We start from the raw sequence: 20300 nt of genomic DNA, 5'->3' as shown, positions 1-20300 counted from the left end.
TGCCACTCCCCCGAGAAGCACCCGCACGAAAACGGAGAGCGAGACCACTCCCCATGCCGCACTGGTCCGTCTACACCGGCCGGAACGAGCCGCACGACGGCATCGACGACCTGCCCGCCCCGCCGCCCTGGCGTGCCTTCGACGGCGGGCCGGCCCTGCCGCCGCCGCACGACGGCGACGACGCGACGGCCGTCTCCCCCGACCGCGTGCACCGGGCGAAGTCGTACGTCGCCACCGAGGAGAGCGTCCGGCTCGTCAACGCCGCGCTCTGTCTGCGCCGCCCCCTGCTCGTCACCGGCCCGCCCGGCACCGGCAAGTCGTCCCTCGCCTACGCGGTGGCGCGCGAGCTGCGGCTCGGCCCGGTGCTGCGCTGGAACATCACCAGCCGCAGCTCGCTGGCCGACGGCCTCTACCAGTACGACCCGCTGTCCCGGCTGTACGCGGCGCGGGAGGAACGGGGTGGTGTCGAGGACCACCTGCGTCTCGGCCCGCTCGGCACGGCCCTGCTCCCCTACGGCCGGCCCCGCGCCCTGCTCGTCGACGAGATCGACAAGAGCGACCTCGACCTGCCGAACGACCTGCTGAACGTCCTGGAGGAGGGCCAGTACGAGATCCCTGAACTGGTGCGTGCCGCCCGGCACTCCGACGACGGCGCGGCCGAGGTGCTCGCCGACGGCACGGACACCCCGGTGGCCGTCCGCCGCGGCCGGGTCCGCTGCCGGGCCTTTCCGTTCGTCGTGCTGACCAGCAACGGTGAGCGCGAGTTCCCGCCCGCCTTCCTGCGCCGCTGCGTCCGGCTGAAGCTGCGCCGCCCCGGCCGGGACCAGCTCACCCATATCGTCCGGGCCCATCTGGCCACGCCGAACGGGGACGCGGACCGTCTGATCACCCGCTTCCTGGAGCGGGCCTCCGGCGGCGAGCTGGCCACCGACCAGTTGCTGAACGCCCTCTACCTCACGGGAGTGGCGGGCCTGGACGTCGAGTCCCGCGACGACCTCGCCGAGCAGTTGATGCCGTACCTCAGCGCGGCGGCCGACGGCGATGGCTTCTGAGGCCGCACCCGGGCCGTCCCCGGTCGCCCGGCTGCAGGCGGCCCTGTCGGCGGCGGGCACCGCGCCGACCCCGCGGGAGATCGCCGAACTGCTGTGGCTGGCCGGACAGTTGGAGCCTCCGCCCGGCGAGCCCGAGACCGGCCGGCCGACCGCTCCCGAGGCTCCCGTCGTCGGGGCGGCGGCTCCCGGCCCGGAGGGGCCGGCCCCCGCCGCCCCCGAACCACCGCAGTCCGCCGAGCCCCCCGCCCCGGCCGGCCCGGACCGCGTCCCGCTCCGCCTCCCCGCTCCCCGCTCCCCGGACGGCCCCGGCCACCACTCCGGCGGCGGATCGCCCCTCCTCGCGCCCGCGCCCCCGATGCTGCCCCACCCCCTCGCGCTCCAGCGCGCCCTGCGCCCGCTCCAGCGCAAGGTGCCCTCCCCGCATCTGCGCCTGCTCGACGAACGGGCGACGGCCGACCGGATCGCGCGGCTCGGCGCCCACCCGGACGTGTGGTTCCCCGTGCTGCGGCCGGCGCCCGACCGCTGGCTGCGCCTGAACCTGGTGTACGACACCGGCCCCACCATGCCGGTCTGGCGCCCCCTGGTGAGCGAACTGCACACGGCACTCGCCCAGTCGGGCATCTTCCGCGCGGTCGGCCTGCACCCGGCCACGCCCGACGGCCGGGCCCGCCAGGTTCCCGTCCTCGACGACGGCCGCACGGTCACCCTCGTCATCAGCGACTGCATGGGCCCACAGTGGCGCCCCGGCGAGGCGGGCGAGCGCTGGTACCGCACCCTGCGGCGGTGGGCCCGCCACATGCCGCTCGCCGTGGTCCAGCCGCTCCCCGAACACCTGTGGCCCACCACGGCGTTGCCCGCCGTGCCGGGCCTGCTGACGGCCCCGGGCCCGGCGGCCCCCTCGGCGGCCCTCGCGTTCAGCCCGTACGACGCGTCACCACCGCCGGACCGGGCCCTGCCGTTGCCGGTCCTGGAACCGGGCGCCCCCTGGCTAGCCCACTGGGCGGCCCTGCTCGCCGACCCGGGCGGCGCCCGGGCACCGGGCGCCGTGGCCTGGCTGCCGCCCGCACCCGCACCTCCCGCCGAGCCCACGCCCGACATCACCACCTCCTCCGCCGAGGACCTGGTCCTGCGCTTCCGCGCGACCGCGTCCCCGGAGGCCTTCCGCCTCGCCGGGCATCTCGCGCTGGCGGTCCCCTCGGTCCCGGTGATGCGCCTCGTCCAGCGCACCCTGGAGCGCGACCCGCGCCCCCAGCACCTGGCCGAGGTCGTCCTCAGCGGCATGCTCACCGCCGCGCCCGGCCCGCCCGGCTCCTACGCGTTCCGGCCCGGCGTACGGGAGTTGCTGCTGCGTTCCCTGCCCCGCACGGCCCGCGGCCGGACCCGGGAGTTCCTCGAACGGGTCGGGGGGCTGATCGACGAACGGGCGGGGCTGGCGGCCGGGGAGTTCCGGGCCGAGACGGACGGCGGGAAGGGTGGTGCGGGTCCGGCGTTCGCGACGGTCAGCGAGGAGACCGTGCGGCGGCTGGGCGGAGAGGTGCTGTTCGCGGGGCGGTACCGGCTGGGGGCGCGGCGCGGGTGGAACGGGCGGGTGTCCAGGGCCGTGGACACCCGCACGGACCGGCAGGTGATCGTGCGCCGGTACCGTGAGCAGCCCGCCCCGCAGGAACGGTTCCTGAGCGAGGCCCGGGCACTGGCCCGGGTCGACGATCCGCATGTGGTGAAGGTGCTCGACTTCGGGGTGGAGGGCGACGCTCCCTACCTGGTGACGGAGTTCGTGGACGGCCTGACGGTTGCCGAAGTGCTCTCGGGCATCACCTTCCCGGCCTTCGTCCGCCTGGTGTGCCAGGGCATGGCAGGGCTGGAGGCCCTGCACGCGCGGGGTCTGGTGCGCGGGGAGCGCGGGCCGGCCGGCCTGCTGCTGCGCCCCGACGGCACGGTGCTGCTGAGCCGCGTCGCCCTGGGTGAGGAGTCCCGGGACAAGACCCCCGAGGCGGACGTCGCGGAGTTCCGGTGGCTGCTCAAGCAGGTCGCCGGCGAGGTGCCCGCCGAGCACCGGGAACTGCTCGATCTGATCGACCGGCACGCCCTGCGGGAAGCCGCCGCCTACGCCGCCCGCCTGCCCGTCGAGTGGCCACCGCCGCGCTCCTTCACCCTGCTCGGTCCCCTGCGCGTCAGCGCCGGCACGGAGCCCGTGGAAGCGCCCTCCGCGCAGGCGCAGGCGTTGCTGTGCATGCTGCTCCTGCGGCCCGGCCGGCGCGTGCCCCACACGGAGCTGGCCCGCGGGCTGTGGGAGGAACCCCTGCCGGAGAGCGAGGCCGCACACCGCCTCGACGCCCTGGCGGCTGAGGTCCGGCAGGTTCTGCCGGACGGCGGCCTCGTCGCCTTCTCGCACGCGTACGCCCTGCACGTGCCCGACGCGTACGTCGACGTGCCGCTCTGCGAGCGGCTCGCCGCGGGTGACCCCGGCGACCGCCGGCGCGCCCTCGGCCTCTGGTACGGCGACCCCCTCGACGGCGTCCCGGGCCCGGCCGCCGCGGCCACCCGGGAGCGTCTGCGCGCCCTCAAGGCGGATCTGGAGTCCGGGCCGGAGACGGCCGCCCCCACGATCCTCTTCGAGGCCGACGACCTCACCGGCCACCCCGAGGCCCGCATCACCCTCGAATACGCGGTGCACGAGATGCTCAGCCGCGGGGCGCTCGCCCCCCACCAGTTCGACGTGCGCGTCCGCGGCGGCGGCTACGACGTCCACACCGGACCGGGTACCTACCTCCTCCCCGTCCTGGCCGCGGTTCTGCGCGGTCTGCCCGAGGTCCTCACCGGGCTCGTGGAGCCGCCGCCCCTGACCGTCACGTTCTGGGACCGGCCGGTCCCGCCGCCCGAGCCGCCGCGCGTGCCCGCCGGCATCCAGGTGATCGTCTCCCCGGACCTCTACGAGCAGTTCGCGGCCAGCTCGGCCGCCCAGGGCCCCCAGCGCTTCCAGCCCCTGTTCCAGGACGGCGCCACGGACACTCCGCCGGTCGCCTGGTACTGCCCGCTGTCCCCCGCCGCGGCGCCGCAGCCCGGGGCCCGCGACCTGGTGCAGGGCCCCTTCATCACCCGCGACCTGCGCCGGCTCGGCATACCGGCGCCGGGCCGCACGGCCGTCGTCCACACCCGGCCCGACGGCCCGCTGACCCTCCTCAATCCGGCCCGGCCGCACGGCGACCGGCCGCCGGGGCTCGTGACGTACTACGAGGTGGACCTCACCACGCACCAGTCCCACCACCGGGTCTCCCTGCCCAGTTCGGGCAAGGGCGTCTTCGCCGCCGCCGTCGAGCTGTCCTGGCACGTGGAGGACCCGGTCGCGTTCGTGCGGGCCGAGACCGGCCGGGTGTCCGAGCTGCTGCTCGACCACCTGCTGGAGGAGGCGGCCCGCATCACCCGACGGCATCCGCTGCGCCGGGCCGGTGCCGCCCAGCGCGCGGTCGACGCCGGGCTGCGCGGCTGGCCGGTGCCCGGGCTGGCGGTGACGGCGTCGGTGCAGCTCGGCCCGGAGGGCGCGGCCCTGCCCGCACCGCAGGGGGCCGCTCCCGCGCGGCGCCCGCTGCCGCAGCTGCTGGGCGAGGCCGAGACCGTCCTGGTCGGGTTCGACGGTCCGATGGCCCGACTGTTCTCGGCGAGCACCGCCCGCGAGGCCGTGCTCGGCCTGCTCGCCCTCGTCGACGAGCACCGCGCCCAGCGGCACGCCCTGCCCGGCGCGGCACGGGAGGCGTTCGCCCATCCGCTGGACGTGCTCCGGGCCTTCGCGGGCGACCCGCTCGGGCCGCTGCTGCGGGAACGTCTGGACGGGCTCGAACTCCAGGCGGTGCCGCACGCACCGGCGACGCACAATTCGGCGCCGCTGGTCCGCGCCCTGCACGCCTCCGGCCGCCGCGTCTGCGTGATCACGGACGTCTGCGCCGAGGCCGTACCCCGCTATCTGCGGCCCTACGGAGCCCTGCCCCTGGCCGGCGTCCACGGACGCGCCGAGGATCTCGCTCTGCTCACCCCGCACCCGGACTGCATGCTGCGCGCCCTCGAGGCCTGCGACGGGTCCGCGTCGACGGGGCTGGTGATCGGTTCCACGGTCGCCGAGCTGGCCGCCGCCCAGCGGGCCGGGCTCCGCTTCGTCGGCCTCGCCCGCAACACCACCACCGACCGGCAGCTGCGCGAGGCCGGCTGCGAGACCACGGTGACGTCTCTGGCCCCGCTGCTGGAAGCCGCGCTCTCCCTGTGACCGGAAGCCGAACCCCCCGTTCGGCGGCGCCCCGCCCGGCCCCCCACGAAAGGCGGCCCGGCCCCCTCCCGCGCACGATGCGAGGGAGGCCCGCCGCCCGGCGGCCCCACGTCTGCGAGGCCCGCCACCTGGCGGCCTCCCACGGTCTGTGCTCTCGGGAGGACCTGCCATGACCGCCAGTCTGGAGCAGTTGCGCCGCTGCCACTTCGCCGTCGACCTGGGGGCGGCTCGCACCCGCGTCTACGTCAAGGGCGCCGGGCTCGTCGTCGACCAGCCGTCCGCCGCCGCCGTCAACACCCGCACCGGCGCGCTGATCGCGGTCGGTGAGCTCGCCGAGAAGATGACGGGCCGCACTCCGCACTACATCCGGGTGGTCCGGCCGGTCTCCGGCGGCACCGTCGTCGACATCGAGATGGCGCAACGCATGCTGCGGCACCTGCTCGGTGACAAGATGCGCCGTGCTCTGCGCCGCAAGCCGATCCTGCGTGCCGCGGCCTGCACCCCGCACGACGCCGACCCGCTGGCCCAGCGCGCCGCGATCGAGACGCTGGTCGGTCTCGGGGCCCGCAAGGTGGAGCTGGTCGACACGCTGATCGCCGCCGCCGTCGGCTGCGGACTGCCCGTGGAGCAGCCCGAAGCCACGATGATCATGGTGTGCGGGGCGGCGGCCACGCAGGTGGCCGTGCTGTCCCTCGGCTCGATCGTCACCGCCGAGCGCATGCCGGTGGGCGGCGAGGCCGTCGACCACGCGATCGTGCAGCACCTGCGCCACCAGCACGAGCTGATGCTGCCGAGCCAGTCGGTGCGGCCCCTGCAGCTGGCCCTGTCGGGCAACGGCCTCACCGCGCAGGGCCCGGCCTCCACGGAGATCCACGGCCGGGACGTCGCCACGGGCCTGGCCCGTACCGTCCAGGTCGACACCGCGGCCGTCCGGGACGCCATCCAGACGCCGCTCACCGCGATCCTCGACGGCATCGGCAAGGTGCTGCGGGCCTGCCCGCCCGACCTGGTGGCCGACCTGGCCGACCGGGGGATCATGATGGTCGGCGGCAGTGCCCTGCTGCCGGGCCTGGACCAGATGCTGCGGCAGGCGACCGGCATGCCGGTGCACATCGCCGAGCGTCCGGACGTGTGCGCCGTGCAGGGTCTCGGCGCGATGCTGGAGGGCAGGATCGCGCCGCTCGCGCTGGACCCGCTGGGTACCTGAGCGCCGGCCGCCGGGTCAGCGGGCGAACCAGCAGCGCACGGTCGTCCCGCTGTCGCTCCGGTGCAGCCGCACCAGGTCTGCGATCAGATTGACCAGCAGGACCCCGCGCCCGCCGCGCTGGTCGCGGGGCACGGGCCGGCGTCCGGCCAGGACGTCCCCGAGGTGCCCGTCGTCGCGGACCTCGCACACCACGTACCCGTCCTCGGCCCACACCCGCAGCACTCCCGAACCACCGCCGTGCACCACGCTGTTGGTGGTCAGCTCGGCCGTGGCGAGGGCCAGGTCGTCCAGCTTCACACCGACGAGGCCGAGCCGCGCGCCCTCCCCGACGGCCACGTGCCGGGCGTGCGGCAGGGAGTCGGAGTCGAAGGCGAACGTCAGTGCCTCCCGCACGGGCGGCAGCGGCACGTTGTAGCGGCTCACGACGTCCTCGGGGGCGTACGCGTCGCTGTCGCGCTCCGCCCGGGAGCCGGGGTGGATGACGGTGGGGTGGGTGGCGTAGGCGTCGGCGACGACGTGCTCGGGCAGCCGCGCGACGTCGTACGGGCACAGGATCGTCGCCGTACGCCCCCGGAAGGCGGCGTTGATGAGCGCCTCGTGCTGGGCGCAGGCGGGGTACTCGGCATCGGAGCGGCCGGCCCAGACGGGCTCGCCGATGATGCGCACCCGCCGGCCGGCCGGCTGGGCGTCGGCGAAGGCGCGCAGCACGCCGGGGATGATCCGCCCGGGGTTGCGGCCGGCCTCGCGCATGTCCAGGAGCCGCACGGCGGCGGCGTCATCGCCCAGCGCGTCCCGGATCAGGACGAGGTTCTTGCCGGGCACGGCGACGGCCACCGGCTCCCCGGCCTCCAGCCCCTCGCGTACGAAGGGCAGGGTGCCGTCGACGTAGTCCTGCTCGTCCCGGTAGAAGAACGCGGGGTGGACGAAGGGATCGAGGGGCCCGAAGGGCTCGGTGACGGCGGTGGTCATGATGCCGACACCTCGATTCCCCTCTGGCCGGGCCACAGCAGGTCCAGCGTGCGCCGCAGGGCGGGCGGGGGCCGGTTCACCACGAACCGCCGGCCGTCGCCGAGCTGTCCGGCGGCGGCCGCGAGCGCGCCGGCGCCCGCGACGTCGACGAACGTCACGCCGGACAGTTCGAGGTAGTACACGTCCTCATCCTCACGGACAGCCTGTTCCAGTACGCCTTCCCAGATCGCACGTGTCGTCAGGCCGACCTCACCGGCCGCCCGGACGCCCTGCCGCCCGGCCAGCGGGAACACCGCCAGGCCCGGCACAGGGTCGCGAGGGCCGTTCGCCGACAGCTGCTGCCGAGTGTTCAAGCCCCTCTCCCCACGCTTCTGGACCACAGCGCTCTTACCCGTCCGGGAGAGGCTCATTCCCCCGGAACGTGTGTAGTACGCCGTACGGCGGGCAGGCGCACCCTCACACCGACGTCCACGGGGGCGAGTGACGTTGTGCAGTCCGACGAGACGAACACGACCGACGAGGACCGACAAGGCGGTGACATGACCTCAGCGGCATCACCACATCTCACAGGAGGGCTGGACACCCTGGTCATCCCTGGCCGCGTCGACGCGGACCGCGCCGAGCTCACCCCCCGGGGTGAGCTCGTCCACGGCTGCGCGGACATCCTGGCGAGAACCCTGGCCGGCCTGCCGGCCACTGTCGTCCGGGTCGACCTGGACATGGGGGGCGTGCACTTCATGGACACGGCCGGTCTGCAGTTCCTGGACGTGCTGGCGGACCACGGCCGGCGGCGGTCGCTGACGGTGACGGCGACGAACTGGAACGGCCAGCCGCGCCGGATCCTGGAACTGGCGGGCCTGAACACCACCGACCCGCTGGCCGGCCCGGACTCCACGAGCCCGGACTCCACGAGCTCGGACTCGGCGGGCCCGGACTCGGCGAGCCCGGACTCGGCAGGCCCGGACTCCGCGGTGTCGCCGGCCGCCCCGGCCTCCTCGGCGGTCGCCCTGGAACGCGCGGAATGCCTGCACGTCCTGCGGGAGGAGGTCGAGCAGCTCCGCCAGGCCATCGCCTCCCGCCCCGTGATCGACCAGGCCCGGGGCATCCTCATGGCCACCCACGGCTGCACCTCCGACGAGGCGTGGCACATCCTGCGGGAGACGTCCCAGCTGTCGAACACGAAGCTCCGGGATGTCGCGGCGGCGGTGACGGCGAGCGCTGAAGCGGACGGCCCGCCGCCGTCGGCCGAGCTGCGCACGGCGCTGAAGCGGGCTGTCGCCAGGCGCCGCCGGGGCTGAAACGGCCTGTCGCCAGGCGCTGCCGGAGCTGAGGAGCAGGCGGCCCGGGGTGCCGTGCGCAGGGCCGGTGCTCCCCGTCTCAGCGGGGTACCCGGCAGCCGACAGCCGCGCGAGGAGGTGCACGATGAGCGACCACACCCCGTCCCAGGCCGAAGGCGACCGCGACGACGAGCAGGACACGACCCCGCGTCCCACCCCGTCCCAGGCGGAGGGCGACCGTGACGACACGAGCCCCCAGGACGAAGGCGACGGCGACCGGACGGAGACCACCGGCGCGGAGGAAGCAACATAGAGTCGTCGCGACGGGGAACCCGTAACTCCCCCACGACATAAGGGAGTTGCCCGTGATCGTCGCCGTCGTCATCGCCGGATGCGTCCTCTTGGCCGTGCTCGCCTTCGTCGTCCCGCGCCTCTCGCGCCACCCCGAGCGCGGCACCCAGCGCTCGCTCGGCGCCGGCGCCCGGGCCGGCGGCAAGGCACCCGGAGTCCTGGGCAGGCTCTTCAGCAAGCCCTTCCACTCGAGTTCCCGTGCGGTGAGCCGCAGCGGCTCGGCCGGCCGCCGCACCCGCGGCCGCATGCCCTTCTGACCCACCGCGCCGTCGTGCCGCCCGGCATGCTGGCCCGGTACGCACGGCAGGCAGAAGGAGACCTTCTCGATGGGCACCGCAGTGCACGTCCCGCAGACGCGGGACATGATCGGGGAGGAACTCTCCGGGGACGAGGCGTTCACCGCGCTGCGGCGCTACGGAGGCCGCCGGCTGTTCCTCGACGCGTTCACCCGGTTCCGCTACGCCGACGGTTTCAGCAGCTCCCGCTCCCTCGCCTTCCAGGTGGTCCTGGGCATGGTGCCGTTCACCATCGCCCTGGTCGGCGTGGCCACCACCGTGCACACGGAGAGCGTGGGGCGGGTCATCGAACTCACCCTCGGCCGGATCGTGCCCGGCGCCAGCGCGGACCTGGTCGAGGAGGCCCTGGACGGCACCGCGCGCAGCGCCGGTTCGGGCGTCTGGGGCGCCGTCGCCATGTGGCTGGGCCTGGCCTTCGCCGTACTCAACCTGGCCTCGGCGATGGCCCAGATCGAGCGCGGCGCCAACCGCATCTACGGCATCGAGCGCGACCGGCCCTTCCTGGCCAAGTACGGCCGCTCGCTGCTCCTCGCCATGGCCGCGGGCATGCCGATGGTCCTGGGGTTCCTCGTGCTGGTGGCCGGTGACGCCGTGGGCAGCGCGATGGTGCAGTCCCTCGGCTGGTCCCGCACCTGGCTCGACTGGTGGGGCGCCCTCGACGTACCGCTGGGCGTGGTGCTGGCCTGGGTGGCCTCGTCGGCGATCTTCCGCTGGGCGCCCCGCCGGGACCAGCCGGGCTACACCTGGCTGGCGTTCGGCTCGGCGGTCCATCTGGTGCTGTGGATCACGGCGACCTGGCTGCTGGCGCTCTACGTCGCCGAGAGCGGCTCCTTCGGCGCCGTCTACGGCCCGCTGACCGCGTTCGTCGCCCTGCTGCTGTGGGCCAACCTGACCGGCGTCGCCCTGTTCCTCGGCATCGCCTTCGCCGCTCAGCTCGAAGCGGCCCGGGCCGGCATCACCGAGGCCGTGCGCCCCGACCCGGGACCGGGGCCGTGACGTGCTTCCCTGACGCGTACCGGGCCCCTGTGATCACCGCGCTGAACCAGGACGTATCGTCCTGGGTGTGACCGATGTGCCCCCCGCGACCACAGCACCGGCGGACCGAGAAGCGGCCCACGGGGCCCCCGGGCCGGTCGGACGCCCGGTGAACGGCGACGACCCGGTCCTGCGGGCGGCCTACCGACTGTGCCGGCGCCGGACGAAGGACCAGGACCCGGCGGAGTACGCGCTGATCCAGCTGGTGCCCGCAGCCCTGCGCCCGGCGCTCCACGCCCTGTGGGCCGCCGCCAGCGCCCTCGACGACCTCGGCGACGACCGCACCGCGCCCGCGGCCGAGCGGGCCGCCCGGGTCGAGGCCTGGATCACGGCCCTGCACCGCGAACTGCCCACCGGCTCCAGCCCGGACCCGGTCCGCCACGCCCTGGTGGACACCGCGAACCGCTGGCGCCTGGACCTGTCCGAGCTGCGGGACGCCATGGCGCAGGTCCAGGACGACACCCGCGGCAGGCACTTCGCCGACTGGGCGGAGTGGCGCGCCTGGGGCCGGGACAACCTCCTGCCCTGGTTCGGCCAGGTCCGCACGGTCTTCGACCGGGCCGGCGTCCCCGTGGCGCTGCGCCTGGACACCCGGGCGGCCTACGAGGAGTTCCTCGACGGCGTCCGGCTCACCGACATCCTCACCGACCTGGCCGCCGACCTCGCCCAGGGCGACCTCCTGCTGCCCGCCGAGGCCCTCGACCTCCACCCCGGGTCGGCGGACGATCTGGCCCAGCGCCGCTGGAGCCCCGCCGTCGCCGCCCTGGTCACGCATCTGACCGGCCTGGCCCGTCAGTGGGTGGCCCAGGAGTCCCTCACCCGCGGTATGCACCCGGGCCCCGCGACGGTCCTGGACACGATGGCCGCCCTGCTGCACGCACAGCTCGACGCCGTCGACGCGGCCGGCCCGGCGCTCCTGCGCTCCCCGCCCCGGCCGGCGCTCGGCACCCGGGCCCGCGTCCTCGCCCCCGCCCGGGCCCGTGCGGCCCTGGCCTGGAGCCTGACCCCGCTGACGGTGCCGCCACCGCAACACCCCGCCGCCCCCAGGCCACCGGCGCCCGCCCTGCCGGACCGCACCGGCACCTTGCTACGGCCGCCGCCCCATCCCAGTGGCGAGCGGCCCCCCGGGATCCCGCCGGGCGATCTGCCCGCCCACGTCGCTGTGATCATGGACGGCAACGGCCGCTGGGCCCAGCAGCGCGGCCTGCCCCGGCACGAGGGCCACCGCGCCGGCGCCGACGCCGTCCGCGAAGTGGTCCACGGCGCGCTGGACATCGGCCTGCGCCACCTGACGCTCTACACCTTCTCCACCGAGAACTGGCACCGCGACCCGGAGGAGGTCGACGCGATCCTCGACCTGCTGCACCGCGAACTGACCGAGAACCCCTTCCGCGACCTGGACGTCCGGCTGCGCTGGCACGGCCGCGCCGGCCGCCTGCCCCCCGACCTGGTCGACGTCCTCCACCTGCGCGAGCGCACCACCCGCGCCCGCACCGGCCTGACCGTGACGATGTGCATCGACTACGGCGGCCGGGACGAGCTCACCCGCACGGCCGCTGCCCTGGCCGGCCGGGCCCGGGCCGGCCGTCTGGAGCCCGGCCTGATCGCCGAGGACGACTTCGCACGGCACCTGCCCCTGGCGGACCTGCCGGACGTGGACCTGCTCTGGCGCACGGGCGGCGAACAGCGCGTCTCCAACTTCCTGCCCTGGCACACGGCCTACGCCGAGCTGCACTTCACCCCGGGCCTCTGGCCCGACACGGACCGCCGCGACCTCTGGCAGGCGATCACCGCCTACACCCACCGTCAACGCCACCACGGCGCGACCCCGGACCCGGCCCCCGTGAACGGACCGTCGACCGCCCGCTGTTCGACGGCTCCCGCCGGAGGGCCGGGCGGGTGAGCGGGCGGCTGCGGCATGGCGTGCTGGTGAGGGCTTCGTCGGCGGTCCGACGTGCCGACGCCGTGACGAAGTGGCTCAGTCGTGGGCGGAGTCGAGGTGCCGGCGGAGTGCCTTGTGCCGCAACGCGGTTCCGGAACCCGGTGTCCCCCTGGGCGTCCCCGGGCCGCAGTGGACCATGGTTTCGATTCCAGCGGCCAGAAGAGACGTTTCTGTAGACCAGAACGTTTCGTTGACTTGCTTTCGGTGGGGCGGGTGGGACTCGAACCCACGGCCGACGGATTATGAGTCCGCTGCTCTAACCGGCTGAGCTACCGCCCCATAGCGGCGTGTCGCGTACACGTGTGCGCGCCGTCTGCCGCAGCATAGCCGCTCATACGATCTCCTGCTTCGGCTGGGCGGCTTCGCACGGCCTACGTGACCTTGAGGACTGCGCCGGGTGCCGCGCGGTTCCCGGGACAGCGGATCGGACATGAAAAAGGACCCCTGAGAGGGGTCCTCGTTCAACCTGCTCCCCCGACTGGACTCGAACCAGTAACCTGCCGGTTAACAGCCGGCTGCTCTGCCAATTGAGCTACGGAGGACCGAGCTCCCCGGACTGGACTCGAACCAGTAACCTGCCGGTTAACAGCCGGCTGCTCTGCCAATTGAGCTACCGAGGAAGGTCTCGTTTCGCATCGAACGCACCTACCTGGGTATCCGCCAGGGGGCGCGCGTTCGCTGCGACACATACATTAGCGCAAGCAGGGGGGTGCTCCGCCAATCGGTACTCCCCGGCACCGACGCCGCACCGGAGACCTACGAAGGAAAGGGTGGCCGCCATGCGTTACCGGCTCACGTTCGTCGCCGGAGTCGTCCTGGGTTACGTGCTGGGCACGAGGGCCGGGCGCGAGCGCTACGAGCAGCTGAAGAAATCAGCCCGGCAGTTCGCTCAGAACCCCGCGGTCCGCAACACCGCCGAGACGGCGGCCCACCAGGGCCGTGAGTTCGCGGGCAAGGCGTACCACGTGGTGAGCGACAAGGTCGGCGACCGAGTCCCCGAGTCGGTGGCGGACCGGGTCCGTCACCTCCGCGACCGAGCCACCCACAACGGCGGCGAGGACGACTGGGGCACGACCAACACGTAACAGTTCGTGCTCGCGCCGGGTATGGCTACGTCCCTCAGGGGGCGCGGGACTGTATCGATATGCGGCTCCGCCACGTGGGCGCGACCAGCCACGACGTAGCCCCGCCCGCGCACCGGCGCCAAGATCCACGGCGCCCACGGCGCAACTCAAGCGGAGCGTACGGCAGAATTTTGGCCATGGGGATAGTCGCCGGGTTGGACAGTTCGCCCGATTTCACTCGGATCGTCGTCTGTGACATGGACACCGGAGCCGTGCTCAGGCAGGGCTATGCACCGCATCCGGTGGAGAGCCCCGCGGGCGGCGGCCGGCCCTCGGACGTCGATCCGCAGGCCTGGCTGCTCTCCCTGGGCGAGGCCGCGGGCGGTGGGCTGCTGGAGGGTGTGCGGGCGATCGGTGTCTCGGCCCAGCAGAACGCCGTCGTGCCGCTGGACGCGCAGGGCAACACCGTGCGGCCGGCGATGGTCGGCGGTGACAAGCGGACGCAGGTCGCCGCGGCCGACCTGGTCGACGCGCTCGGCGGGCGTGAGGCGTGGGCGCAGGCCGTGGGCTGTGTGCCGCAGGCCGCGCAGCCCATCACGAAGCTGCGCTGGATGGCCCGGACCGAGCCGGAGCACGCGCAGCGCACCGCGGTCCTCCTCCAGGCACACGACTGGCTGGTGTGGCAGCTGCTGGGCCGGCCGGTCAGGAGAACCACCGACCGGGGCGGGGCGTCCGGTACCGGCTACTGGTCGGCGGCGACCGGCGGCTACCGGCCCGACCTCGTGGAGCTGGCGCTCGGGCACCAGGTGATGCTGCCGGAGGTGATCGGTCCGGCGGACGCGGCCGGTACGACACCGGAGGGGCTGCTGATCTCCGTGGGCACCGGCGAGACGATGGCGGCGGCGTTCGGCCTCGGCATCGGCCTCGGCGACGCGGTGGTGTCGCTGGGCGCGTCCGGGTCCGTGATGGCCGTGCACCCCGAGGCCCTGGTCGACGGGTCGGGGATGATCACCGCGCTCGCGGACGCGACCGGCATGCACCTGCCCGTCGTCACCACGCTGAACGCCGTACGGACACTGCGCGGGGCGGCCGAGCTGCTGGGGCTGCCCGATCTGGAGAGCCTGTCCGACCTGGCGATGAAGTCGACGCCCGGGTCGCACGGGCTGGTGCTGCTGCCCTATCTGGAGGGTGAGCGGACGCCGAACCTGCCGCACACCGCGGGGACCCTGGCCGGGCTCAGGCGCGAGTCGATGAAGGCGGAGCATCTGGCGCGGGCGGCGTTCGAGGGGATGCTGTGCGGGCTCGCGGACGCGCTGGACGTGCTGCGCGGCCGGGGTGTGGAGGTGCGGCGGGTGTTCCTGCTCGGGCCGGCCGCCGAACTGCCCGCCGTGCAGGCGGCGGCGCCCATGCTGTTCGGGACGCAGGTCGTGGTACCGCAGCCGGCGGACTACGCGGCGATCGGCGCCGCCCGTCAGGCGGCCTGGGCGCTGGGTGCTTCGCAGGGCACGCTGGACGTGCGGAACCCGCCGGTCTGGCAGGGCGCGGTGGCGCAGGTGCTGGAGCCCGGCGACGAACTCGCCGTGGGGCAGGCGGTGCGGCAGCAGTTCGTGGCGGTGCGGGAGCAGACGCATCCCGGAGCCCTCTGACCTTTGACCGCCTGTTGGGTTAATTCGGTTGAGGTAACACCGGTGGAGTGTTCGACGATAGGGGCCAGGGGCAACCAACCGCTCCGTCGCCCACTCCGAGAGAAGCTTCGTGCTCATACGACTCCTGCGGACCTGTCTCAGGCCCTACAAGAGACCCATCGCCCTGCTGGTGCTGCTGCAGTTCCTGCAGACCTGCGCCACGCTCTACCTGCCCACGCTGAACGCCGACATCATCGACCAGGGTGTCGTGAACGGCGACACCGGCTACATCCTGGGCTACGGCGGCCTGATGATCGGCATCTCGCTGGTCCAGGTCGTGTGCAACGTCGGTGCCGTGTACTACGGCGCCCGTACGGCGTCGGCGCTCGGGCGGGACCTGCGGGCGGCCGTGTTCGACCGGGTGCAGTCGTTCTCCGCGCGTGAGGTGGGCCACTTCGGGGCGCCGTCGCTGATCACCCGGACGACGAACGACGTCCAGCAGGTGCAGATGCTGGCGCTGATGACGTTCACGCTGCTGGTGTCGGCGCCGATCATGTGCGTGGGCGGCATCGTGCTGGCCCTCGGTCTGGATGTGCCGCTGTCCGGGGTGCTGGTGGCGGTCGTGCCGGTGCTCGGCATCTGCGTGACGCTGATCGTGCGGCGGCTGCGGCCGCTGTTCCGGGCGATGCAGGAGAAGCTGGACTCGGTGAACCGGGTGCTGCGCGAGCAGATCACCGGCAACCGTGTGATCCGCGCCTTCGTCCGCGACGAGTACGAGCAGCAGCGCTTCCGCAAGGCCAACACCGATCTCACCGACTTCGCGCTGGGCACCGGCAATCTGCTCGCGCTGATGTTCCCGATCGTCATGACGGTGGTCAACCTGTCGTCGATCGCCGTGGTGTGGTTCGGTGCCCACCGGATCGACAGCGGCGGGATGCAGATCGGCGACCTGACCGCGTTCCTCGCCTATCTGATGCAGATCGTCATGTCCGTGATGATGGCCACCTTCATGTTCATGATGGTGCCGCGCGCTGAGGTGTGTGCCGAGCGCATCCAGGAGGTCCTGGACACCTCCTCGAGCGTCGTGCCGCCGTCGGCGCCGGTGCGGGAGCTGCGCAGGCACGGGCATCTGGAGATCCGCGGGGCGGGCTTCCGCTATCCGGGAGCCGAGGAACCGGTGCTGCGGGCCGTGGACCTGGTGGCCAGGCCGGGTGAGACGACCGCCGTCATCGGCTCGACCGGCAGCGGCAAGTCCACACTGCTCGGGATGGTGCCGCGGCTGTTCGACGCGACCGACGGGCAGGTACTCGTCGACGGTGTCGAGGTCGCGGAGATCGAGCCGAAGCTGCTCGCCAGGACCGTCGGGATGGTGCCGCAGAAGCCGTACCTGTTCGCGGGGACCGTGGCGACCAACCTGCGATACGGCAATCCGGACGCCACCGACGAGGAGCTGTGGCACGCGCTGGAGGTGGCACAGGCCAAGGACTTCGTCGAAGGGCTGGAGGGCGGGCTCGACGCACCGATCGCGCAGGGCGGGACGAACGTCTCCGGCGGGCAGCGGCAGCGGCTCGCGATCGCCCGGACGTTGGTGCAGCGGCCCGAGATCTACCTCTTCGACGACTCCTTCTCCGCGCTCGACTACGCCACGGACGCCGCTCTGCGGGCCGCGCTCACGCGGGAGACCGCCGAGGCGACCGTGGTGATCGTCGCCCAGCGCGTGTCGACCATCCGGGACGCCGACCGGATCGTCGTCCTCGACGAGGGCCGGGTCGTCGGCACCGGCCGGCACCACGAACTGATGGCGGACAACGAGACCTACCGGGAGATCGTGCTCTCCCAGCTCACGGAAGCGGAGGCTGCCTGATGGCGGGGCCCATGGGGCGGATGATGGCCGGGGGCGGTCCTGACCAGCGCTCGCTGGACTTCAAGGGATCCGGCAAACGGCTCGTCGCGCGGTTCCGGCCGGAGCGCGCGACCATCTACGTGCTGCTGCTGTGCGTGGTGCTCAGCGTCGGCCTGAGCGTCGTCGGGCCGAAGATCCTCGGCAAGGCCACCGACCTGGTCTTCGCGGGCATCGTCGGGCGGGACATGCCGGACGGGGCGACCAAGGAGCAGGTCCTCGACTCCATGCGGCAGCGCGGGGACGGTGACGTCGCCGACATGCTGCGCAGCACCGACTTCACCCCCGGCGAGGGCATCGACTTCACGGCCGTCGGGCATGTGCTGCTGCTCGCGCTGGGTGTGTTCACGGTGGCCGGGCTGCTGATGGCGGTGGCGACGCGGCTGGTGAACCGGGCCGTGAACCGGACCATGTTCCGGATGCGGGAGGACGTCCAGACGAAGCTGTCACGGCTGCCGCTGTCGTACTTCGACAAGCGCCAGCGCGGTGAGGTGCTGTCCCGGGCTACGAACGACATCGACAACATCGGGCAGACGCTCCAGCAGTCGATGGGGCAGCTCATCAACTCGGTGCTGACCATCATCGGCGTGCTCGCCATGATGTTCTACGTCTCGTGGATCCTGGCGCTGGTCGCGCTGGTGACGGTGCCTCTGTCGTTCGTCGTGGCCACGCGCGTGGGCAAGCGGTCGCAGCCGCACTTCGTGCAGCAGTGGCGTACGACGGGCCGGCTGAACGCGCACATCGAGGAGATGTACACCGGGCACGCGCTGGTGAAGGTGTTCGGGCGGCAGGAGGAGTCGGCGAAGCAGTTCGCCGAGGAGAACGACGCGCTGTACGAGGCGGGGTTCAAGGCGCAGTTCAACAGCGGGGTCATGCAGCCGCTGATGATGTTCGTGTCGAACCTCAACTACGTCCTGGTCGCGGTGGTGGGCGGGCTGCGGGTGGCCTCGGGCTCGCTGTCGATCGGTGATGTGCAGGCCTTCATCCAGTACTCGCGGCAGTTCTCCATGCCGCTGACGCAGGTCGCCTCCATGGCGAACCTGGTGCAGTCGGGTGTCGCCTCGGCGGAGCGGGTCTTCGAGCTGCTCGACGCGGAGGAGCAGAGCGCCGACCCGGTGTCGGGCGTGCGGCCTCAGGAACTGCGCGGGCGGGTGGCGCTGGAGCACGTGTCGTTCCGCTACGACCCCGACAAGCCGCTCATCGAGGACCTGTCGCTGAAGGTCGAGCCCGGGCAGACGGTGGCCATCGTCGGCCCGACGGGCGCCGGCAAGACGACACTGGTGAACCTGCTGATGCGGTTCTACGACGTCACCGGCGGGCGCATCACCCTCGACGGGGCCGACATCGCGCGGATGTCGCGGGACGAGCTGCGGGCCGGGATCGGCATGGTGCTGCAGGACACCTGGCTGTTCGGCGGCACGATCGCGGAGAACATCGCGTACGGCGCGTCCCGGGAGGTCACCCGCGGGGAGATCGAGGAGGCGGCCCGGGCGGCGCACGCGGACCGGTTCGTCCGGACGCTGCCGGACGGGTACGACACCGTGATCGACGACGAGGGGGCCGGGGTCAGTGCCGGTGAGAAGCAGCTGATCACCATCGCACGGGCGTTCCTGTCCGACCCGGTGATCCTGGTGCTGGACGAGGCGACCAGCTCGGTCGACACGCGGACCGAGGTGCTCATCCAGAAGGCCATGGCGAAACTCGCCCACGGGCGGACGTCGTTCGTCATCGCGCACCGGCTGTCGACGATCCGGGACGCGGACGCGATCCTGGTCATGGAGAACGGGGCCATCGTCGAACAGGGCGCGCACAGTGAGCTGCTGGCGGCCGGTGGGGCGTATGCGCGGCTGTACAAGGCGCAGTTCGCGCAGGCGGTGGCCGAGGTGGACTGAGTCGCGGGGGGGCCGGGTGGGGTCCCGGGGCGGCTGACGTCCCTTCAGGGGCGCGGAGAACTGCGCGGCCCGCCCCACCGGGCCGCGGACGGCGTCAGTCCAGATAGCCCCTCAGCTGGTCCGCGCATGCGTGATCCCGCAGCTTGTTGAGGGTCTTGGACTCGATCTGCCGTATCCGCTCCCTCGTCACGCCGAAGATGCGGCCTATCTCCTCCAGCGTGCGGGGGCGGCCGTCCGCCAGCCCGTAGCGGAGTTGGACCACCTTGCGCTCCCGCTCCCCCAGCGTCGACAGAACCGCCTCCAGGTGCTCCCTGAGCAGGAGGAACGCGGCCGATTCGACGGGGCTGGCGGCGTCGCCGTCCTCGATGAGGTCGCCGAGGGCGACGTCGTCCTCCTCGCCGACGGGCGCGTGCAGCGACACCGGCTCCTGGGCGAGGCGCAGGACCTCGCTGACCCGCTCCGGCGCGAGGTCCAGGTGGGCCGCGACCTCCTCCGGCGTCGGCTCGTAGCCCCGCTCCTGGAGCATGCGGCGCTGGACGCGGACGACCCGGTTGATGAGCTCCACGACGTGGACCGGGACCCGTATCGTGCGGGCCTGGTCGGCCAGGGCGCGGGACATGGCCTGGCGGATCCACCACGTGGCGTACGTGGAGAACTTGTAGCCGCGGGCGTAGTCGAACTTCTCGACGGCCCTGATGAGGCCGAGGTTGCCCTCCTGGACGAGGTCGAGCATGGTCAGGCCGCGGCCGACGTAGCGCTTGGCCACCGACACGACCAGGCGCAGGTTCGCCTCGATGAGGCGGCGCTTGGCCATGCGGCCCATGACGACGAGCCGGTCCAGGTCCAGGGCGAGCCGGCTGTCCAGGTCGGGTGCGAGCCGCAGCTTCTCCTCGGCGAACAGGCCGGCCTCGACACGGCGGGAGAGCTCGACCTCCTCGGCGGCGGTCAGCAGGGGAATGCGGCCGATCTCCCGCAGGTACTGGCGGAACAGGTCCGAGGAGGGGCTGCCGGCCTCGGTGCGCGGGGGCGGCGGTTCGACGGCTTCGGGGACCTCGGCCGGCTCGACGGCACCGGCGGGCGGCTCCTCCGGCTCCGGTTCCGCCTCGGGGTGGTGCACGGCTCGGCTCTGCGCCGGGACCGCGGACAGGACGTCGGCCTCCGTGTCCGGCGCGGTCCCACCGGCGCCGGGGGCGGCACCGGCGTCGGTCTGGGTGAGGGTCTGGGTCTGCACGGGGGCGACCTCCAGGATGATCGCTGCCAGGGGGTACGGCAGCGGTACTTCGGGGGCGGAGTCGACGGCCTCGCCGCTTTCCGTCCCGTACGGGATGAGCGGAACCGCGGGGGTCTGGGACCCGTCGGTGACGGATCGGCCGCGCTCCGAGGACTCAGGCACCGGAACCCAGTGTGGGGTAAGACACATCGTCGCCACGAGGGG

At 73.4% G+C, this 20300-nt stretch carries 15 protein-coding genes and 3 tRNA genes; 12 read left to right on the top strand and 6 right to left on the bottom strand.

The annotated features are described in order from the left end of the window. Nucleotides 1-53: 53 nt before the first annotated feature. The 3 genes from ACFY9S_RS03065 to ACFY9S_RS03055 all read left to right on the top strand — a co-directional run bounded on the left by ACFY9S_RS03065 (nucleotide 54) and on the right by ACFY9S_RS03055 (nucleotide 6514). A complete protein-coding gene (locus ACFY9S_RS03065; RefSeq protein WP_391122044.1) occupies nucleotides 54-1052 on the top strand; it encodes an AAA family ATPase in 999 nt (332 codons plus the stop codon). After that, nucleotides 1042-5307: an SAV_2336 N-terminal domain-related protein gene (locus ACFY9S_RS03060; RefSeq protein WP_391122041.1), complete on the top strand. Its 4266-nt coding sequence runs from the start codon at nucleotides 1042-1044 to the stop codon at nucleotides 5305-5307. Before ACFY9S_RS03065 ends, ACFY9S_RS03060 begins: the two co-directional genes overlap by 11 nt. Before the next feature lie 169 nt (nucleotides 5308-5476). Continuing rightward, complete coding sequence (locus ACFY9S_RS03055; RefSeq protein WP_391122038.1) at nucleotides 5477-6514, top strand: rod shape-determining protein; 1038 nt, start codon at nucleotides 5477-5479, stop codon at nucleotides 6512-6514. A 15-nt stretch (nucleotides 6515-6529) separates the two neighbouring features. Here ACFY9S_RS03055 and ACFY9S_RS03050 read toward each other — a convergent pair whose 3' ends face one another. Together ACFY9S_RS03050 and ACFY9S_RS03045 are read right to left on the bottom strand one after the other, a co-directional pair. After that, complete coding sequence (locus tag ACFY9S_RS03050) at nucleotides 6530-7483, bottom strand: anti-sigma factor RsbA family regulatory protein (RefSeq protein ID WP_391122035.1); 954 nt, start codon at nucleotides 7481-7483, stop codon at nucleotides 6530-6532. Next, nucleotides 7480-7836 (bottom strand): STAS domain-containing protein, encoded by a 357-nt coding sequence (locus ACFY9S_RS03045; RefSeq protein ID WP_391122032.1) that lies wholly within the window; start codon nucleotides 7834-7836, stop codon nucleotides 7480-7482. The genes ACFY9S_RS03050 and ACFY9S_RS03045 overlap by 4 nt, the downstream gene beginning before the upstream one ends. 186 nt (nucleotides 7837-8022) lie before the next feature. Between ACFY9S_RS03045 and ACFY9S_RS03040 the strand changes: the two genes are divergently transcribed. The 5 genes from ACFY9S_RS03040 to uppS all read left to right on the top strand — a co-directional run bounded on the left by ACFY9S_RS03040 (nucleotide 8023) and on the right by uppS (nucleotide 12345). Then, on the top strand, nucleotides 8023-8781 hold the full coding sequence (locus ACFY9S_RS03040) for an ANTAR domain-containing protein (RefSeq protein WP_391122029.1): 759 nt from the start codon (nucleotides 8023-8025) through the stop codon (nucleotides 8779-8781). 124 nt (nucleotides 8782-8905) lie between these two features. Beyond that, nucleotides 8906-9073 (top strand): hypothetical protein, encoded by a 168-nt coding sequence (locus ACFY9S_RS03035; RefSeq protein WP_391122026.1) that lies wholly within the window; start codon nucleotides 8906-8908, stop codon nucleotides 9071-9073. Nucleotides 9074-9125: 52 nt separating this feature from the next. Beyond that, nucleotides 9126-9368 carry a DUF6411 family protein gene (locus ACFY9S_RS03030; protein WP_391122023.1) on the top strand — a complete coding sequence of 81 codons (243 nt, stop codon included), beginning with the start codon at nucleotides 9126-9128 and terminating at the stop codon, nucleotides 9366-9368. Between the two features lie 69 nt (nucleotides 9369-9437). Then, a complete protein-coding gene (locus tag ACFY9S_RS03025; protein WP_391122020.1) occupies nucleotides 9438-10403 on the top strand; it encodes a YhjD/YihY/BrkB family envelope integrity protein in 966 nt (321 codons plus the stop codon). A gap of 67 nt (nucleotides 10404-10470) precedes the next feature. Further along, nucleotides 10471-12345, top strand: coding sequence for a polyprenyl diphosphate synthase (uppS, locus tag ACFY9S_RS03020; RefSeq protein WP_391122017.1), 1875 nt, complete (start codon nucleotides 10471-10473; stop codon nucleotides 12343-12345). Between the two features lie 244 nt (nucleotides 12346-12589). Here the strand turns inward: uppS and ACFY9S_RS03015 are convergent. The 3 genes from ACFY9S_RS03015 to ACFY9S_RS03005 form a co-directional block, all read right to left on the bottom strand. Beyond that, a tRNA-Ile gene (locus ACFY9S_RS03015) sits at nucleotides 12590-12663 on the bottom strand. Nucleotides 12664-12853: 190 nt separating this feature from the next. After that, nucleotides 12854-12926 (bottom strand) — tRNA-Asn (locus ACFY9S_RS03010). Between the two features lie 5 nt (nucleotides 12927-12931). Continuing rightward, nucleotides 12932-13004: transfer RNA gene (locus tag ACFY9S_RS03005), tRNA-Asn, on the bottom strand. A gap of 159 nt (nucleotides 13005-13163) precedes the next feature. On the opposite strand from ACFY9S_RS03005, the gene ACFY9S_RS03000 reads away from it, so the two are divergent. The 4 genes from ACFY9S_RS03000 to ACFY9S_RS02985 all read left to right on the top strand — a co-directional run bounded on the left by ACFY9S_RS03000 (nucleotide 13164) and on the right by ACFY9S_RS02985 (nucleotide 18865). Further along, on the top strand, nucleotides 13164-13469 hold the full coding sequence (locus ACFY9S_RS03000; protein WP_033306263.1) for a YtxH domain-containing protein: 306 nt from the start codon (nucleotides 13164-13166) through the stop codon (nucleotides 13467-13469). 176 nt (nucleotides 13470-13645) lie between these two features. Beyond that, on the top strand, nucleotides 13646-15094 hold the full coding sequence (locus ACFY9S_RS02995) for an FGGY family carbohydrate kinase (RefSeq protein WP_391122014.1): 1449 nt from the start codon (nucleotides 13646-13648) through the stop codon (nucleotides 15092-15094). A 109-nt stretch (nucleotides 15095-15203) separates the two neighbouring features. Continuing rightward, the gene (locus ACFY9S_RS02990; protein WP_391122011.1) at nucleotides 15204-16937 is read left to right on the top strand and encodes an ABC transporter transmembrane domain-containing protein; all 1734 of its coding nucleotides are present in this window, start codon (nucleotides 15204-15206) and stop codon (nucleotides 16935-16937) included. Then, complete coding sequence (locus ACFY9S_RS02985) at nucleotides 16937-18865, top strand: ABC transporter transmembrane domain-containing protein (protein WP_391122008.1); 1929 nt, start codon at nucleotides 16937-16939, stop codon at nucleotides 18863-18865. The genes ACFY9S_RS02990 and ACFY9S_RS02985 overlap by 1 nt, the downstream gene beginning before the upstream one ends. Before the next feature lie 94 nt (nucleotides 18866-18959). Here the strand turns inward: ACFY9S_RS02985 and ACFY9S_RS02980 are convergent, their stop codons facing one another. Continuing rightward, complete coding sequence (locus ACFY9S_RS02980) at nucleotides 18960-20258, bottom strand: sigma-70 family RNA polymerase sigma factor (protein ID WP_391122005.1); 1299 nt, start codon at nucleotides 20256-20258, stop codon at nucleotides 18960-18962. Nucleotides 20259-20300: the final 42 nt, after the last annotated feature.

This window comes from Streptomyces sp. NPDC012474 (assembly GCF_042955185.1).
In the GTDB taxonomy this organism is placed as follows: Bacteria; Actinomycetota; Actinomycetes; order Streptomycetales; family Streptomycetaceae; genus Streptomyces; species Streptomyces cahuitamycinicus.
The sequence above is the reverse complement of the archived record's forward strand: the minus strand, read 5'-3'. Positions and strand labels throughout refer to the sequence as shown.

Bases quoted from the DNA above. Each gene is read 5' to 3' on its own strand.
- ACFY9S_RS02985 (WP_391122008.1), top strand. From the start codon at position 16,937: ATGGCGGGGCCCATGGGGCGGATGATGGCCGGGGGCGGTCCTGACCAG.
- ACFY9S_RS03000 (WP_033306263.1), top strand. From the start codon at position 13,164: ATGCGTTACCGGCTCACGTTCGTCGCCGGAGTCGTCCTGGGTTACGTG.
- ACFY9S_RS03055 (WP_391122038.1), top strand. From the start codon at position 5,477: ATGACCGCCAGTCTGGAGCAGTTGCGCCGCTGCCACTTCGCCGTCGAC.
- ACFY9S_RS03065 (WP_391122044.1), top strand. From the start codon at position 54: ATGCCGCACTGGTCCGTCTACACCGGCCGGAACGAGCCGCACGACGGC.
- ACFY9S_RS03040 (WP_391122029.1), top strand. From the start codon at position 8,023: ATGACCTCAGCGGCATCACCACATCTCACAGGAGGGCTGGACACCCTG.
- ACFY9S_RS02995 (WP_391122014.1), top strand. From the start codon at position 13,646: ATGGGGATAGTCGCCGGGTTGGACAGTTCGCCCGATTTCACTCGGATC.
- ACFY9S_RS03035 (WP_391122026.1), top strand. From the start codon at position 8,906: ATGAGCGACCACACCCCGTCCCAGGCCGAAGGCGACCGCGACGACGAG.
- ACFY9S_RS03050 (WP_391122035.1), bottom strand. From the start codon at position 7,483: ATGACCACCGCCGTCACCGAGCCCTTCGGGCCCCTCGATCCCTTCGTC.
- ACFY9S_RS03060 (WP_391122041.1), top strand. From the start codon at position 1,042: ATGGCTTCTGAGGCCGCACCCGGGCCGTCCCCGGTCGCCCGGCTGCAG.
- ACFY9S_RS03025 (WP_391122020.1), top strand. From the start codon at position 9,438: ATGGGCACCGCAGTGCACGTCCCGCAGACGCGGGACATGATCGGGGAG.